Genomic DNA, 18,727 nt, shown 5'->3' on the forward strand with positions numbered 1-18,727 from the left:
ATGGACTGAACCGGGCGACGCCAGCGATCACGGAATCCCGCGCGTCACAATTGCCAGGGCGCTCACAAGGCTATCGACTCTGTGGGTTTGCGCGCTGATGACTGCATTGTCCTGCACCGACGCCACATCGACACCGCCACTTACCGGGTCGATCCCGACGACCGCCAACGATTGCGGTCCACCCGACATGCCGGTGCCGAACGCTTTCCCGACAGCTTCCTTAGCGCACCAGCAGCGCAGGAGCCATTCGGCGGAACTGTCCTCGGAAACTGTGCCAATCAGTATCCGTTCGGTATCAGTGAACGCGATCTCATCGAATCCAGCAGGCCGCTGCTTCAAGAATTCGATGTCGAACCCGACCGCGCTCGCTACGTCGGCAGGTGCGACGACTGCGGCAGCAACGCCGTCGGTATGTGAGAACGTCACAAGCGGCGCAGCGCCAAGGGCATCCACGCAGGCACCTTGCACGATCGGCTGTCCATCCGGTCCGCTAACGATCTCAATGTCGGCCGGCAACAGCGCAATCCCGGTGCGCTCATGGACAAGCTCGACGATGGCCTCCTTGGCTGCCGATCGCGCGCCGAGCCATTCGAGCCGCCGATGATCTGGCAGCCGCAATTCGGCAAAACGCTCGCGTTCGGCGCAACTGAGAATACGTCGTGACCACACCCGAATCCAGAACGCCTTGTCACCGCCGACGCGAGTGTCGACCATTCGACAACGAACCCCGGGCGCAGTTGAGCCGATCAGGCTCGGAGTGGGCACCGAAACGGTCCCGCCGCGCGAGAGGATCAGATCGTGCAGGTGGGCGGGAACGTCGAACCGCTTGTCTTCCCAACCCAGCAGGCGAATCCAGACCTGACCATCCGGCGTCACCAGCTCAATGTCAGAGCGGACGACCTGTTCGCCTTCCAGCGCTACCTGTGCGCTACATCGGACCGGTGTGCCAACGGGCGGTGTTGGTCGGAAGATCTCCAGCGTCTTCAGGCGATACGGGAAGATGACATTCGCGCTTGGCAAATGCTCGGTTGTCCAGAACCCTATCACCTGTCCGGCGGCATCCAGCGTCACCGGGTCGAGGACGAATTGTGGTGCCTGCTGGACAGCGAAAAAGCCCGTTGTCGGCCGGACAGAGAGCGTCGCGACAATGCCGGTCTCACCAGTCTGATCGACCGAACTGACGCCCTGCCAGGCCGGGCCGTGGAACATGACATCCTGATAGAGCCGATCCGGCATCCAGCGCGATTCCCTGGCATCGGCAGGCGGTGCCACACGCTGCGTGCTGTTGGTTGGCCACGTCGGCGACAGGACGACGACTGCTTCGGCAACGGCAGATGTTGAATCGCTTGTGCCGACCGGCGACTCGCTAAGGTTGTGGAGTGCCACGCGCACGCGAGCGGCCCCTTCTGTATCCGCGATCCGCGACGCCAACACCCGCAGCGTCTGCGGCTCATCGTCCCAGGCGAGCCAGCGGCTGGCGAAGACGTCTTGCATGCCGACGACCTGCAACCCGGGAAGCAGGCACGTTGCTGCCTCGGCGAGAATTTCGAGGCTCATCGTCAACGGCATGATCGCCAGTCCGGCCAGCGTCGGATCGGTGCACGAGATCTCACGCCCGAATGTGTGATCGAGCAGATAGCGGTCGCGTCGAACATCGAACACGCGCTCGGCCACTAACGTCTGGCCCGGCTCGATTGAGACGACTGATCCGAGCAGCGGAAACATCGTGGTGTCAACATCCGGCAACGACCGCGAGTCATTGTCCGTTGCTGTCGGTCTACCCGCTGGTGGGTCAAGAACCTGAATCTGCTGCACAACGTGGTTCGACTCTGCTTGAGTCGAATCGCGCATGCCTGACAGGTAGGCGTGCATGATTTCCTGCTGAGTGGCCAGGAACTCTTCCATGACATCGAGATGACCTGCCAGGAATGAGGCAGCCTCATCGTCGAAGGCAGCCGGTTCATGGCCAGGGACCGCCAGATTCGTAGGCGAATCGTGCCAAACGTTCGTGTCCTCGAAAGCGTCAATCTCGGGCTGGAGGCTCGTCGTATTGCCGGACGAAGGCATCTCAATGTCTGGCTCTGCTACTGGCGTGGATATTCGCTGACTGACCTCATCCGTCGACTCAGGCGGGCGCACGGCAGCAACGATCTCGTCCGAAAAGCGGAGCATCGGCCAGGACGAAGACAACAACATGTCATCGAAGCGGCGCGGGCTTACGTCAGTCGCATCGAGGTCCAGTTGTTGCGGGTTGCGCCGACTGTAGAGATAGTCCAAATCGAGATCGACGCCGTTGCTGTCAGCATGCCGACCAGGTGGTTGAGCTGGGTGATGCCAGACCGGCGCATGACGTTGGCCGGCATCACGCAGGACGGCTTCCCACGCAAAATGTCCTCGACGAACGCGGAGAGATTCCCGCGCGGCCCAACTTCAACGAATACTCGGCACCCTTCGTCATAGAGGGCTTCGATCGTGCGCTGGAACTCTACCGGTTGCGACCAGTGGCGCAGGAAGATCTCCCGTACTTCATCAGGTGCTTCGGGATAGCGACGCGTCGTCGCGCACGAATAGAGCGGGATCGTCGCGGGCCGCACCGGCACCTGCTCGTACAGCTGACGCAGGTCGGCGGTGTACGGCTCGAAGAGCGGAGTATGAACTGCGCGATCGTAGGTTAGCTGCTCGTAGATGAGCCCCTGTCGCTCGACGATGGCGCGGGCGCGTTCCGCAGCGGCGAGTTCGCCGATGAGGACAGCCTGGTGCGGACAGTTCTCCACCGCCAGATAGATGTCGCCGCCTGCCTCCTGCGCAATGGCGTCGACCTGCGTACGAGGCGCGGCGATTGCCAGCAAGGTCGCGCGCGGCACGCCGTCGTGCGACTTCGCCGACGCGTAGTAGTCGTAGAGCGCGCGACCGAGCGCGATGAACTGCTCGTCCGAATCGACGTCAAACACGCCAGCAGCCGTCGCGGCGGAGTACTCGCCACTGCTGTGTCCCACGCAGGCATCGCCCTGCAGACCGAGTCGCTGGAGTAGCGCGAACATCGCCTGATTGGCTGCCTGAACAGCTTCAATCGCGAGATCCATCTGCATCAGGCGCTGGAGATTTGCCGTGCGATCTTCATCGTTAAACGCTGGCCGGGGGAAGATGTAATCGCTCGGCACATCATCGCGTGGGTGATCGTGGAAGATCCGATCATAGCGATCGAAGACCTCGCGCACTTCCGGGAAGTGCAGACACAAGTCGGCCAACATGTTCTGGTACTGCGCGCCTTCGCCGGGAAACATCAGCGCGACCTTGCCATCGCCTCCGAGCGGCTCGGCGAAGAAGAAGATGCCCGACACATCCTTGATGCGGCGACAGGCCGGATCAGCGAGCCGCTTTGCGGCGCGATCGAGCTTCGCGAGCAGATCGTCGTGGCTCGCCGCAACAATCGCCAGCCTGAGCGTCGAACCGGCAGCATCGAAATCGCCATTCACCGTGAACGCGAGATCGACAAGCGCGCCAACGCCCTCTGGTCGACCATCCAGTCGCTCGATCTGCTCCGTGAGACGCAGCGCTTTGTCCCGGATCGCGTCTATCGTATCGCCGCCGATGATAAAGACTTCGCTATCCCAACGCGGCAGATGCCGAACGGTGTTGGCGGCCGGATCGGCAGGCCGATACTCCTCCAGCACTGCGTGCGCGTTGATGCCGCCAAAACCGAATGCGTTGACCCCGGCACGGCGCGGCTCGGGCGCGCCATGAATCCACGGACGCGGTTCGGTGTTGAGATAGAACGGCGTCTTCTCCAGCTCCAGCTTTGGGTTGGGCTCCGTCACGTGCAGTGTTGGAGGTAGCACCTTGTGGTGCAGCGCCATGGAAGTCTTGATGATGCCGGCAACGCCAGCTGCCGGAATCGTGTGGCTAATCATCGACTTGACGGTCCCCAAGGCGACCTTGGGCAACCCACCGTTTCGCTGGCCAAATACGTTCGTGAGCGCCTGAACCTCGACCACATCCCCGACTGCAGTCGCGGTGCCGTGTGCTTCGATCAGCCCGATCGAGTCTGGCGACACACCGGCATCCTCGTAGGCACGTCGCAATGCCATGATCTCGCCATCGACGCGCGGAGCCATCACGCTCACGCCGCGTCCGTCGCTGGCGACGCCAACGCCACGAAGAACTGCGTAGATCCGATCCCCGTCGCGCTCGGCGTCTGCCAGACGCTTCAGCACGACCATGCCGATGCCCTCTCCCAGCAGCGTGCCGTTTGCATCCTTGTCGAATGGGCGGATCTGCTCATCACGCGACAGCGCACCCAAACGGCAGAAGACGTTCAGCGCCGCAACCGGCATCCAGACCTGCGACCCACCAGCGAGCGCGAGATCGCATTCGCCGCTGAGCAGGTCACGCATCGCCAACTGGACAGCGATCAGCGATGACGCACAGGCGGCATCGACCGTGTAGGTCGGTCCCATCAAATCAAGCTTGTTGGCGATGCGACCAACGATAATATTCGGGATCAGGCCCGGCACCGTCTCGGCGGTCATCGGCGGCAGGATGCGCTTCATCTCCTCACGCAGTAGGTGGATGCGCTCGTCGTCGATCTCCGGGTTCAGCTTGCGGATGAGTTCGAGCGTCTGCCCGATGATCAGCGTGCGCTGGATGGCAATGGCATTGCCACCATTCAGGTAGGTGCCTTTACCCAGCACAACCGCGGTGCGGTGACGCACCTCTTCGGGGAGATCGTCGCAGCCGGCATCACGCATGGCGTCGTGGGCGAGTTTGAGTGCCAGCCACTGATCCGGCTCACCGCCGACCGACATCGGCGGTACTCCGTACGCCAGCGGCGAAAACGAGACCAGCGATCCAAGGTATCCACCGCGTTGGCAGTAGACCTTGTCGGCATCGCCAAGGTCGGGATCGTAATAGACGCCCGGATCCCACGCTTCTGCCGGTGGCTCCGAAACGGCATCGAATTTATTGAGAATGTTCTCCCAATATGCTTCCAGATCTTTCGCGCCCGGAAACAGGCACGACATCCCGATAATGGCTATTCCATCGACTGGCGTTGAATGATTTTGCGTTGGCGGCTGATATTTGTGAGCCATGTAACCTCCATGGCGAATATTCATCAGGGGCGTGGGTCAATTCAGCATTCATCTTGGATTACCTACGACGCGATTGAGTGATCGTGATCCTGTTCCTGCCATGCCGGTAATGGCGATTGCGACCGCCCCGTCACTGCTATAGAGGAAGTGATCTGCCTGGCAGAGTGGCAACTTGATGTCGGCATGAATCAGCACTTCATGCTGGAGCGTCCAGTTATCCGACGCGTCGCGGGCCCGCGCGAAACGCTCAATCCGCTGCATGGTGTTCGGCAGGAGGGTCACGTCTACGGACATCCGTAACCAGACCAATTGCATCTGCAGAGCGCTATCAACAATCGACGGATCGAATAGCCAGTCACCGTTGGCGCTGGGCAGGAACCGGTCAAGATCGACCGGCTCGAGCGTAGCTCGCGCTCCGTACTGACTCGTGCCATCAATTCCGGCGATTCCCTGGAACAACGGCCCGTGAAACAGGTACGTATCGTAGGCGAATCTCGGTGTGATCTCAGTCGGCGACAGCCCAGACAGCCGCGCAGGCGCAACGGGCGGCGTCGCCAACTCTTCGAGCTCGACCGTCGCGCGATAGTGAACGCGCGGCGTCGGCCCCGCAGCAACGATCCGCACATCAACCGCGACCCCATCGCGGCTCGACTGGCCGCTCTGCTCGGCAACAACATGCACGCTTACCGGCGACGGAACCGAGATACCGCTGAGCAGTTGCATGTCACGCACGGCCCGAACAGGGAGTGTTGGGAATACCAATGACGCAGTTTCGGCCATCAGCTCCAGTGCAACGGCGAAAGGCACGATCGGTGTGCCGTCAATCTGATGGTCGAGCAAGTAGCGATCGATTGTCGGATCGAACGTTCGCCCAACGATCACGCCGCTGTTCGAGCGCGACTCGATCGTCGCATTGACGGAGATCAGAGGCAGGTCGCTAGCAATAAGCGGCGAAGATTCAGGCTGCGACTTCGCCTGCGGGAAGGCCATCGGATCGCTTTTCCCGACGCCACCGACCGGCGCGCTGGCGCCGCCGATGACGATCTCGACCTCGCCCTTGCGACCAAATTGCAGTTCCTCGATCAGCAGACGACAACCAACCGGCAGCGGTATGAGCTCGATGCCACGTTCGGCGAACTGCTGTCGAACAGCATCGGAGACCATGCCCGTCTTCAGCCATGGGCCCCAGTTGATCGACACGACGTGTGCGGCCCACTGACGATCCAGGTGCTGCGCCAGCTTGTTCAACACTTCGCTCGCGGCAGCATAGTCTGCCTGCCCGCGATTGCCAAAGCGCCCCGAAACGGAGGAGAAGAACACCAGGAATCGCAGCGATTCCGGCTGCAGCAAGGTCGCCAGCGTCAGCGCGCTATCGGCTTTTGTCGTGACGACACGTCCGAACGAGGCGAGCTGCTTGTCGCGAATCAGCTTGTCCTCAATGATGCCTGCGCCGTGGATTGCGCCGTCGATCCGACCGTGACGCCGATAGACATCTTCGATGAGCGCGCGGAACGCGTCAGCGTCACGGACATCGCAGGCGTGATATTCGACCTGCGAACCGGACGCGCGCAACCTGTCGATCGTTGCCTGTACTTCGCGGCGACTCAGCAGGTCGCGAACTTCACGCTCGACCATCACTGGCGTCACGTTCTCGCCGCCCGCTCGATGCCGCTGCACCAGGGCGATCTTGAGGGCGGCTGCATCTTGTATGGCCGCCGTCTCCGGGTCCTCGGACTCCAGCGGCGTTCGACCTACCAGTATGAGTGTTGGTTGCCACAGCTCCGCGAGCCATGCCGCCGACTCGGCTGTGATCCCTCGCGCGCCACCAGTAATGAGGACGACCGCGCCTCGATCAAGCGCAAACGGCTCTGCTGCCTCATCAACCGGATGCTCAGCGATACCAAGCCCAACACGCTCGTCACCGCGGTAGCCGACTTCAGCGTGCGCGTCGATGCTCCAGAACTCGTCGGCGATGCGCTGAGCCGCGACACGCGAATCACACGGCCCGACATCTACAGCCTTCGCTCGCAGTTCCGGGAAGTCCTGCGGCACCGTCTTGACAAAGCCCGCCAGCGCTCCGCTCGCAATCGAGCGAGCGCCAGCAGCGCTTCCAACGGCAAAATCACCGCCAAGGTCAACGACACTCATGATCGCATTGCAGCCGGACGCCGACTCAATCAGGTCCGGCGCAAAGCGCTGCGTCGCGAGAAACAGCCATGAGAGTTGTCGATCCAGGTCGTGCTGCAAAGACACAGCGTCCAGGTCGTCTGATGAATCGCTCTGGGCGACAGACGCCAGATGGATGAGCGCGCCCACCGGGCCATGCTGACGACGAACGGTATCGAGGACTGTAGCGACGTCGCCTTCACTCGGGGACGGAACTTGCCGCGTGTCGATGCGCGCAGTTCGAATCCCGCCGGCTTCCAGAATCGTCGCGAGGTGGTGTCCGATCTCAGCGCCGTCGTCGATCAGGACGACAACGCCATTGACCTCGCGAGCGCCGGTGCGGTCTGCCGGCTCAATCGGGAAGCATGTCACGCTGAACCGACCGATCCGCGCGCCGGCCGGTTCAAACTCAAAAGGGAGACGCTCCTCCGTTCCACGATTGGCCTCTTCAGTGCCTCCCGCGAGTATTGCCTGTAACGCGTCGGCAATCTGGTTGAGCGTCTTACTACTCGTCACTTGCTCGACGTCCGGCGTCACGCCGTCCGGAATTGGCAACGACTGCATCATCGTGCCGGCGATCTCAACGCGCTTGATGGAATCGATTCCCAGATCGGCTTCCAGGTCAGCGTCGAGGCCGAGCATGTCAGGCGGGTACCCGGTGCGATCGCTGACGACCCCCAGCAACATCGCCATCAGCGCGTCGCGATCGAGCGCACGCGCGGCGGCCGCCGGCGGAGCGACGACCGGTGCAGGCGCTGCTGCTTGGGCCACCGGCTCCGGAGTTGGCACTGGCGGTGCGACGGGTTGTGGCGGTGGCGGTGCCGGTTGGACTTGTGGTTGCGGCACTCTGGCCACTGGTGGGCTGCTCACTTGTGGGGCAGGTTGCGGAGGAGCTGGCGCATGACCATTCCCGTTGCCATTGCTGGCAGTCGGCGGTCGCAGCTCGTGAACGGCGGGCCGCGAAATACTGCCAGTCGTATCAACAACGCGCTGCTCGGCACTCGGGCGATACGCGCCGAGATAGGCGAGCATCACTGAGCGCTGCGTCTCCAGAAACTGCTGCATCACCTGCTGATGGCGATTCATCACGTCGCTCACACGGTCGCCGCCGTGTGCAGCGGGCGACGGCTGTTGTGCGTACATCAGTGGCATTGACTGCGGCGAGGACTGCTCTGCCGCGTCCGGTTCTTGTGGAACTACATGATTGTGTATCTGTGCAGTCACTGCAACGCTCCCTTCCTGCATCGGGACTGATTCTTGAGGAGTCGCATGACCTTCCAATCCGGCTGGTGCGGCCGATACGTCAGCATGTGACGTCGATCTTCCATTGACAGAGGCAGCGACATGACCTTCGCGATGGACAGTGACCTTCAGCGGCGCTTGCTTCCCTGCTCCACGCAATGGCGCGCCGATCGGTCGCGCGCCGCCGCCGTTGACCAGCCAGGTCGATGAGGTATAGACAGGGGTATCCTGGCCAGCGTCGAGTGCGCTCATCGAAAGCCGCTTCGCGTTACGCCCAGTGAACAGCCGGTCAAGCTGCACCGGTGCGCCCTCAGTCACGAGCGCGGCGAGCGTATGAAGCAACTGCAGCATTGCCGGTCGGCCCGACTGATCCATCGACAAGGCGACGTGCGGACGTTCAGCGAGAATGCTGCCGATCAGGCCAGTCAGCACACTCTTCGGACCGACCTCGACGAAGATGCGTGCACCGGCGCTGTGCATGGCTTCAACCTCACGCACCCACTCCACCGGGTGCGTCAGGTGTCGGCTGAGCAGGTCGGCAATGTCCGCTGCGTCCTGCGGGTACTGCTCGCCGGTGGTGTTCGAGTACACCGGTATGCGTGGCGTGGCAATCGGCGTCTGCGCCAGCATCTCGGCGAGCCGCTTCTGCGCGGGTGCGACATAGGACGAGTGGAACGCGCACGCAACCGGCAAGCGTCGCGCGCGCAGGCCGTGCTCGTCGCACCAGGCAATCGCACGGTCGATCGACGCCTCGCCACCAGAGATGACGGTCTGCTTCGGCGAGTTGAGGTTAGCCAGGGTGATGTCAGAATCGTCGAGCAGCGGAAGCAACGCCTCACGCGGCGCGTCGATCGCGGCCATCGTTCCCGTTTCGCCGACTGCGCCCTCGACCATGAACCGACCGCGTGCCTCCGAAAGGCGCAGCATGTCGTCAGAGCTGATGCTCCCAGCAGCGGTCAGCGCAACGAACTCGCCGTAACTGTGTCCCGCAACCATTGCCGGTTCTACTCCGAATCTGCCGAGCAAATGGTTGTAGGCCAGATTCGTTGCACCGAGGGCCGGCTGAGCGATGTTCGTTTCGGTCAGTGCAGCCCGCTGGACCTTCTCGTCGTCCGGTGTGAATGTCGGTGGCGGGAAGATATAGCGGCTCAGCGGCTGCTGCAGCAGTCCATCCAATACTGCATCAGCATGATCGAACTGTTGGAGCACTCCGGGGAACGCAACGGCTAGATCGCGGCCCATGTTGACGTACTGCGACCCCTGGCCGGGGAACACGAACGCGATGGAACCCTCGCGCGCCATCCCCTCCTCGGCGAAGTGGATCCCATTTGGCAGGTGCTGGCGCTCGATGTCGGCGGTCAGCACATCACGCGCCGACCGGAGCTTCGTCGCCAGATCATCGAGCGTCGCGGCGACGATCACGAGCACAGGTCCGTCGCTCAGCGGTTCCTCCAGACTGAGCGTGTATGCCAGATCCGTTAGCGACGGCTGGGCACCAACCTCCAGCTGACCGAGCACACTCTCGATTGCCATCATGAGTTCGGACCGCGAATGCCCACGCCAGACCAGAATCTCAGCCGGGATGTTCCCGACAATTGACGGGGTCTCTTCGAGATAGGCGTTGGCGTACTCTTCCAGCGTCAAGTGGAAGTTTGTGCCGCCGAATCCGAATGCACTCACACCGGCCCGTCGCTGCGGGATCGATGGGTTGCGCAGCCACGGTCGCGGCTCGCTATTGACGTACAGCGGGCCGTCAGGGAATCCAGCACGCGGACTTGGCCGCGTAACACCGAGTGTCGGTGGGAGTACATGATGATGGAGCGCCAGCGCAGCCTTCATTAACCCGGCGACTCCGGCGGCTGCCTTCGTATGGCCGATCATCGACTTCACAGAACCGATCGCGGCAGATTGCGTCGTCGCACCAGCTCGGTTCAACACGGTCGAAAGCGATTGCGCCTCCGCCTGATCGCCGGCGACCGTGCCGGTGCCGTGGGCTTCGAACAGCTCGACGGTGGCTGGTGAGTAGCCGGCCTGCTGATAGGCTCGATCCAGCGCGCGCATTTGCCCCTCGGGTCGCGGCGCGGTCATGCTGCGATCGCGTCCATCGCTGGCAGCCCCGGCTCCCTGGATGACCGCGTAGATGCGGTCTCCGTCGCGCTCGGCATCGTCCAGCCGCTTCAGCACTAGCGCCGCGAACCCTTCGGCGATGGCGATACCGTCTGCCTCCGCGTCGAACGGTCGGCAGCGACCTGTCGCCGACAGCGCCTGCGTCTTGGAGAAACACAAGAAGGCGAACGGATTCTGAATGGCGTCAACACCACCGACGACCGCCATGTCACTCACGCCCGATTGCAGATCTCGGATCGCCAGATAGACGGCTGCAAGAGACGACGCACAGGCGGCATCGACGGTAAAGTTCGCGCCGCCGAAATCGAACCGATTCGCGACGCGACCGGAAGCAACATTCATCAGCAAACCGGGAAAGCTATCTTCGGTCCACTCCGGCATCAGGCCATCTGCAAGCTCGTTGATCTCCCACGCCGCATCGCCGACAACGAGCGGCAGTGTCGAGCGCAACATGTATCCGGCAGTGAGGTCCGATCCGCCGCCGCCAGCGCCAAGCATGACCGACGTGCGCTCGCGATTAAAAGGCCGCTTCTCATAGCCTGCGTCGCGAAGCGCGGCCCTGACGACCAGCAAGCCAAGTAGCTGGAACGGCTCGATCGACTCAATCGACTTCGGCGGCATGCCGAACTCGACCGGGTCGAAGGGGATGTCATCGATAAACCCACCCCAGCGCGAGTAGATCTTGTCGGGAACCGAGCGATCCGGATCGAAATACTGCCGCCAATCCCAGCGCTCAGCCGGGATCTCAGTCACCGCGTCGACCTTGCCCAGGATGTTCTTCCAGAACGTCTCGGTGTCGGCGGCACCGGGGAAGATGCTCCCCATACCCACAATGGCGATCTGGGCCGGTTCAGGTGTCGGCTCCGGGTTGGCGTCTTCGATCGCGAGGTCGGCCAACGTCCGGGATGATCCGATGGAGATTCCCGCGTGCAGGTCTGCCATCGACATGACCTGTTGGTGCAGCGCAGCCACCTGACCGATCATGTACATTCCGCGCGACCATTGGTCGTCTGGTGCAACATCGATCAGCTTCTTTTCGGCAGCGTCCTTCCCGAACGCCGGATTGCGGTCGACACCCTTGGACGCGATCCGCAGGCGGCCAATGTTGAACTCTTCAAGGCGATTGCGGATCTCGTCACTCGACGTATTGGCACGGATGAGATCGAGCTTCTCTGTGCGGAAATCATCGACAAACGGGGACGGGAGGCAGCGGGTGGAATGGCCGGGCCCACTCTCCAGCAGCACCGTCTCATTGCAATCCTGCGCGGCACTCTGGAAGCCAGCGGTGATCGCACCTGATGTCACGGCCTCGGACGTGAACAGGTAGGCGGTACCAACCAGCACGCCAATCCGGACGCCGCGCTCAGCCAGCGGCGCTGCCAGAGCAGCGACCATCGCTGCCGATCGTGCATCGTGAATGCCGCCGGCAAACAACACGTGAAACTCGGCAGCGTCGACCGAGCGAGTCAGGTTCGCGAGCAGCGCACTGACCATCGTCTCCCAAAGCACGAAACTCGTGCGTGGGCCAACGTGACCGCCGCACTCGCGCCCTTCGAAGACGAATCGCCGCGCGCCATCCTTTATATAGAGGCCCAATAAGCCGGGGGAAGGGACGTGGAGGTAGGTGGCGATGCCATCAGCCTCAAGCGCCAATGCCTGATCCGGACGCCCGCCGGCGATCAGCGCGAACGGCGGACGATAGCGCCGGATCACCTCAAGCTGCTCTGCTCGCAGCTCGGCCGGAACGAAGCCGAGGATGCCAACACCCCACGACCGTTCGCCCAGCAGCTGCGACGTCTCGTCCAGCAGCGACTCGACTTCCCCTGCCCGCATCAACGCGAGAGCGAGGAACGGCAGCGCTCCGGATTCCGCGACCGACATGGCGAACTCGGCGCGATCGCTGACGCGCGTCATCGGCCCCTGAACGATCGGGAATCGCGTCCGATGCGACTCCGCCAGCGTTGATGACTCGCTCAATGGATCCAGACGCTGGGCGGTGCGGCAGTGTGCCGCGGCCTCATCTCGAATAGCGCCGAGGATGCCACCGACGGTATAAAAGCGATCGGCCAGGCTGGCAGCAAAAGCCGCATCCTGGCCGACGAGAAGGACGTCCGACTGAGGATCACGCCAACCGGCGGCGGCAATGACGCGTTCTGCCCATAAACTCGTAGGAGGCTCGCTGGTCGCGAGCGTCAGATCACGCTCCTGCTGGCGCAATTCATCAACTGCAGCAACGCCTGGTCGCGAATAGACGCGCACCGGCTGACCCAGGTCAGCGCCGAGAACCGTCGTTTCGCTGCCATCCATCCGGCGCAGAATCGTTCTGGCTGCCTCCGGCAACGGCGACTCGCGTGCCAGCAGCACCTGGCTATCTAGCACGAATCCGGCTGCGCCCGCGACGGCACACGCAGCACCCGTGTGCAGCCCGATGCCACCCCAGGCCCACACCGGGACATCGACGCGAGCGATCAAGCGCTGGAGCAGCACGAACGTGCTCTCCTCACCGATCCAGCCGCCGCTCTCATGCCCCTTGGCAAGGACAGCGTTGGCACCAGCCTCCACGCCAATGCGCGCGATCTGTTCGTTCGGAGCAACAACGTAGACGTCTCGGCCGAGCGAACGAGCTGCGGAAGTTAGCGATGCAATCGCGTCATCGCCTTGACCGGAGATACAGACAGTAGTAGTCTTTTCTGACAGTAGTGACAGAATTGAACGACTGAAGTCCAGCGTTTCAGCACTGAGCAGAACGCCGAGGCGTCCACGTCCATGTGTTGAAAGCTTGTTCAGGGCGGCTCGACTATTTGGAAGGTCGCTAGTGAACTCAAGACTCAGTATGCCAATGGCTCCGGCACGACTTGCTGCAATGGCAAGCGTCGGGTCAGGGAGACCGGACGGCGATACAACGAGACTGTCGAGAACGAAGCGAGAATGCACAGGTATTGTCCTCTTCTATATGAGATGTAGGAATTCAGCGTAATCTCAGCATTGATACCTTCTCGTGCCTCACGCAACGACCAACCAACCGCATGCCTGCCTGCATACGGTGAATCCGACCGGGGACGACAGTCGGCGGCCATCGATGGATCGACACATCCACGATAGCATCCATCTGCGCAGTGTCAACCAGATGCGAGTATTGTCTTCATGTCAACGTGCCTCGTATCGCCTAATGGATCCCGTACGAACAGTTCACAACCCGCAATTGCCCAGCAGCGTCTGTGCATCGAAGAGCTCCGGCGTTATCGTTTGTGGCATGACGATCCCGCTCTTCGTCGTGACAATCGCAGACGCAACCGTGTGAGACGGGAGGAACTCTATGGGTCGCAGGGTCGCTGTTATAGGGCTCGATTGTGCAGAGCCATCGCTCGTCTTTGAGCAATGGCGCGACGAACTACCCAACTTTCGGGCCCTGATGAACCGGGGTGTCTGGGGCAAGTTGCGCAGCGTCGATCCGCCAATCACCGTCCCGGCCTGGAGCTGCATGATGTCCAGCCACGATCCCGGCCAGCTCGGCATCTACGGCTTTCGGAACCGCACAGATCACACCTATGAAAACCATTTTGTCGCCGACTCGCGCGCCATCACCGTCGCCCGTCTCTGGGATATCCTCGGCTGTGCCGAGAAGAACGTGATCGTGCTTGGCGTGCCCGGCACCTGGCCGCCGCCACAGGTGAATGGCGACCTCGTCAGCTGCTTTCTCACTCCCGATTCACGGACAGACCAGTTCACCTTTCCGCCCGAGCTGCGCGAGGAAGTCGAGCGTCTCGTCGGCCCTTATCATGTCGATGTCAAGAACTACCGGCGCGATGATCGGGATCGCATCCTGGCTGAGATCTACGAAATGACGGAGCAGCACTTCACAACTGCTCGACACTTGCTGGATTCGCGACCGTGGGATTTCTTCATGATGGTCGAGATCGGCGTCGATCGCATCCATCACGCATTCTGGAGCTTTCAGGATCCGGCGCATCCGAAGTACGAACCCGGTCATCGCTATCGTGACGTGATTCGCAACTATTACCAGTACCTCGACGACCAGCTTGGCGAGATGCTGGAGCGGTTCGACGAGGATGATGTCGTCCTAATTGTCTCCGACCACGGAGCGGAAGCCATGCGCGGCGCGATCTGCGTCAACGACTGGCTCATACAGGAGGGCTATCTCACCCTGCGCAAGCAGCCGGATGACATCGCGCCACTCGACCTCACCAACGTCGATTGGTCACGGACGCGTGTCTGGGGCGACGGCGGCTACTACGGCCGCATCTGGATGAACATCCGCGGGCGCGAGCCTGAAGGCATCGTCGATCCAGCGGATGCCGACGCGCTCGCAAGAGAGATCATCGAACGTCTCGAAGCGCTGCCGGCACCCGACGGGACGCCAATCGGCACGCGCGTCTACCGACCGTCAGACCTGTGGCCAGAGCGCCGCGGAGTCGCACCCGACCTGATTGCGTACTTTGGCGACCTTGCCTGGCGAAGCATCGGCAGTATTGGGCACGACGCGTACTACACGTTTGAGAATGACACCGGACCGGACGACGCCAACCACAGTCGCGATGGCATGTTCATCATGACCGGAACAAACCTGCCGCCCGGCGAGCGCAACGGGTTGAAGCTCCTGGACGTCACCCCGACGATTCTGGACCTCTTCAACTTGCCCACCACCGACACGATGCGCGGGCGATCGATTACGTCATTGGGCTAGCTCGATCAGATCCAGCTCAAACAGTCGCCGCTAGATTGCGTTATGTGGTATTCGTATTGTTACAATACTGTCACCTGCGCGATCATGACCTCGTTTGTCCGTTGTACGGGCAGCGAATGCCGGCCGGCGATTGATTGCGGCAATCTACCGCGGTGGGCGGTGGGGATGGACAACTGAATTGGAGCCCAGGTGATCAAAGCTACGCGGCGCATGAAACGCGCCGTGCGAAGCGGGCTGCTCATGGCGGCCCTCGTACTCGCGGTCTCAGGAATCTCGATGCCGGTTACCGCCGCACCAAAGGCGGATCGGTTTGAACACTCTCGCAGTGAGACAAGTGGCTTACTGTCGGATCTCAAGCTCATTGATTCTGCCACCGGCGTCTGCAAGGTGACGGACGCGGAACTCCTGGTGCAGGGCGGCGGCGACCAGGACTGGTCGCACGTGACCGATCGCATTGTCTACGACTACGTCGACTCCAAGGGCATCTTCCAGCTCGCAACCATGAACTCGGATGGCACCGGAAAGACCTGCCTGACCTGCACATCGCGAACCGGCGCACCCGCAGTGAATCAGCACAAGTTCAATCCATCGTGGTACCCGAATGGCCAGGGGATGATCGTTCAGGTTGAGATGAAGAGCCACTGGCTGACATGGTTGAAGACCGAGCCGCTGACGTCAGAGCTTCTGCTCAATGGCCTCTGGAACGACTTGTATTACGTCAATGCCGATGGCACGTCATGGCAAAAGTTGACGAACACCAGTAACGCGATAACCGACGGCGTTCTCGCACCGGTCTTTTCGCCGGATGGCACGAAGCTCATGTGGTCGCGACTGGTCGAGCAGGCATCGAAGTCTGCGCCGTTCGGCAAGTGGAAGCTGATGATCGGTGACTTCGCCCTGAACGGCGGCAAAGCGTCGCTGACCAACGTGCGCGACATCACCCCTGCCGGCGCGAACTTCATCGAGTCGCACGGCTTCTCACCCGATTCCTCGTCTGTTCTGGTAACGACTGACATCAACAGCAAGGGCACCTGGGAAAAGCACATCTGGCTGCTGCACCTGAACAACGGCGAGATGGAGAATGTCTCGCCAAACAACCACTGGAACGAACACGCCTACTACAGCCCGAACGGCTCGAAGATCGTCTACATGTCGAGCCTGCCGTTCCTGTGGTCGTTCATGCAGACCGAGGTCATCCTCGCCGATCCAGATGGCAGCAACCCGGTGCGTCTGACGCACTTCAACACGTCGGGCTACCCGGAGTCCAACACAAAGACCAGCGCTGCAACACGCACGCGCTGGAATGCAACCGGCACGAAGATCGCCGTGACCCAGCAAATGAAGGATTCGTACCCCGCCCGAAACATGTGGGTGCTGACCTTCGCTGGAGCTTGCGGTGTTCAATAGCCTACCCGCTCGCTGATCTCCACTGCCCTGCCGGTCTTCCGGCAGGGCAGTGTTGTTCTGTGCGCCGTGCACTACTCCACGAGTATGACGGCGAGCGAGAAACCCAGGGCATTTACAGCGGATAGCCGACGTGAGATGATGGAGCCACGACATCACTGTCAGGTCAGGCATGATTGTGCGCGACGCCTGATGAGCAATGACGATCGGAAGCGCGGCGCTGCACCCGGTGCCGGTAGCCAATCGACCTGAACAGTAGCGAGCAAATCCCCTCTGTTCGTCGGACCGATCAATGAATTCTATGGAGGGAACGACCCAATGTCCGTGACCCCACCAAATGCCGGCCTGATACCACCGTACGGTGGACGCCTGGTGAACCTGATGGTTTCCGGCGACGAAGCCGAGGCACTGCGACTCCACGCACAATCACTCCCATCGATTCAGATTTCCGACCGCTCCGCCTGCGACCTTGAGCTGCTGGCCGTTGGTGGCTTCTCGCCACTCGATCGCTTCATGGGGGCAGCAGATCACGATCGTGTGGTGCGTGAGATGCGCCTTTCGGACGGCACGCTGTTCCCAATGCCAATCATCTTGCCGGTCGAAGCGGCTCCCGAGATAGAGGTCGGTGCAGAGATCGTGCTACGCAGCTCGAAGAACGAGCTGCTGGCCGTTATGACGATCGATGAAGTTTTCAAGTGGGACGCGGACGATGTTTCCCGGCAGGTGTTCGGGACATCTGACATGCGCCACCCACTGGTCGCCGAAATGCGTCGCTGGGGGCCGACGGCCATCAGTGGGCCAATGCGGGTACTCCAGCTGCCGGCGCGCTACGATTTCCGCGACCTGCGCCTGACACCACTGGAGACGCGCGCGAGGCTGGCGGCGATCGGTCGAGAGAACGTCGTCGCGTTTCAGACGCGCAACCCCCTGCATCGCGTCCACGAAGAGCTGACCAAGCGCGCAGCGGCATCGATCGACGGTGTCCTGCTGCTCCACCCGTCGGTCGGCATGACAAAGCCCGGCGACGTCGACCACTACACACGAGTGCGCACCTATGCCGCACTCGCCGAGAAGTACTACGATCAGGACAAGATCCTGCTGTCACTCCTACCACTAGCCATGCGCATGGGCGGTCCGCGCGAAGCACTCTGGCACGCGATCATTCGCCGCAACTATGGCGCAAACCACTTCGTCGTCGGGCGCGACCACGCCAGCCCCGGCGTCGACTCGACCGGCACGCCGTTCTACGGCCCGTATGACGCGCAAGAGCTGGTCGAGCAGCACTGCGACGAGATCGGCATGAAGGTGCTGACCTTCAGCGAGCTCGTCTACCTGCCGGACGAAGAACGCTACGAAGAGACGTCCCGCATTCCCGAGGGGACGAAGACGGCCAAGATCTCCGGAACGCAGGTGCGTGAGGAGTTCCTGAACCTCGGCCGCAAGCTTCCGGCGTGGTTCAGCCGTCCCGAGGTCGCCGACATTCTGGCCGAGACATACCCGCCGCGGCATCGCCAGGGCGTCTGCATCTGGTTCACCGGGCTGGCCGGCTCCGGCAAATCCACCGCCGCCGCCATCCTCATCACCCTGCTGCTGGAGCATGGCCGCCAGGTCACCCTCCTGGACGGCGACGTCGTCCGCACCCACTTCTCCGAAGGGCTGGGTTTTAGCAAAGAAGACCGCGACAGCAATGTGCTGCGCATGGGCTACGTGGCCGCCGAGATTGTGCGCCATGGCGGCGTAGCCATCTGCGCCGCCGTCAGCCCCTACCGGGCCACCCGCAACGAAGTGCGCAACATGGTCGGCGGGGAGAACTACATCGAGGTGTTTGTCGACACACCGCTGGAGGTGTGCGAACAGCGCGACACCAAGGGCTACTACGCCCGGGCGCGCCGCGGTGAGATCGTCGGCTTCACCGGCATCGACGACCCGTATGAGGAACCGCTCAACCCGGAGATCGTCTGCGACACGGTCAGCTACGCGCCGGAAGACAACG

At 62.0% G+C, this 18,727-nt stretch carries 6 protein-coding genes; 3 read left to right on the forward strand and 3 right to left on the reverse strand.

The features are described 5' to 3' along the window. Positions 1–27: 27 nt before the first annotated feature. From M9890_08015 to M9890_08025, 3 genes are read right to left on the reverse strand one after another with little or no spacing between them, the layout of a single operon-like run. The gene (locus M9890_08015; GenBank protein MCO5176895.1) at positions 28–2,277 is read right to left on the reverse strand and encodes a polyketide synthase dehydratase domain-containing protein; all 2,250 of its coding nucleotides are present in this window, start codon (positions 2,275–2,277) and stop codon (positions 28–30) included. Then, positions 2,217–5,090, reverse strand: a complete 2,874-nt coding sequence (locus M9890_08020; protein MCO5176896.1) for an acyltransferase domain-containing protein — start codon at positions 5,088–5,090, stop codon at positions 2,217–2,219. Before M9890_08020 ends, M9890_08015 begins: the two co-directional genes overlap by 61 nt. Before the next feature lie 48 nt (positions 5,091–5,138). Beyond that, positions 5,139–13,559, reverse strand: a complete 8,421-nt coding sequence (locus tag M9890_08025; GenBank protein MCO5176897.1) for an SDR family NAD(P)-dependent oxidoreductase — start codon at positions 13,557–13,559, stop codon at positions 5,139–5,141. A gap of 382 nt (positions 13,560–13,941) precedes the next feature. Here M9890_08025 and M9890_08030 point away from each other — a divergent pair, with 382 nt between their 5' ends. The 3 genes from M9890_08030 to M9890_08040 form a co-directional block, all read left to right on the forward strand. After that, on the forward strand, positions 13,942–15,330 hold the full coding sequence (locus M9890_08030) for an alkaline phosphatase family protein (protein ID MCO5176898.1): 1,389 nt from the start codon (positions 13,942–13,944) through the stop codon (positions 15,328–15,330). A 276-nt stretch (positions 15,331–15,606) separates the two neighbouring features. After that, on the forward strand, positions 15,607–16,737 hold the full coding sequence (locus M9890_08035) for a hypothetical protein (protein MCO5176899.1): 1,131 nt from the start codon (positions 15,607–15,609) through the stop codon (positions 16,735–16,737). A 315-nt stretch (positions 16,738–17,052) separates the two neighbouring features. Continuing rightward, on the forward strand, positions 17,053–18,727 hold a 1,675-nt coding region (locus M9890_08040; protein ID MCO5176900.1), incomplete at its 3' end, for a bifunctional sulfate adenylyltransferase/adenylylsulfate kinase.

It is taken from the genome of Thermomicrobiales bacterium, from assembly GCA_023954495.1.
Taxonomy (GTDB): Bacteria; Chloroflexota; Chloroflexia; order Thermomicrobiales; family CFX8; genus JAMLIA01.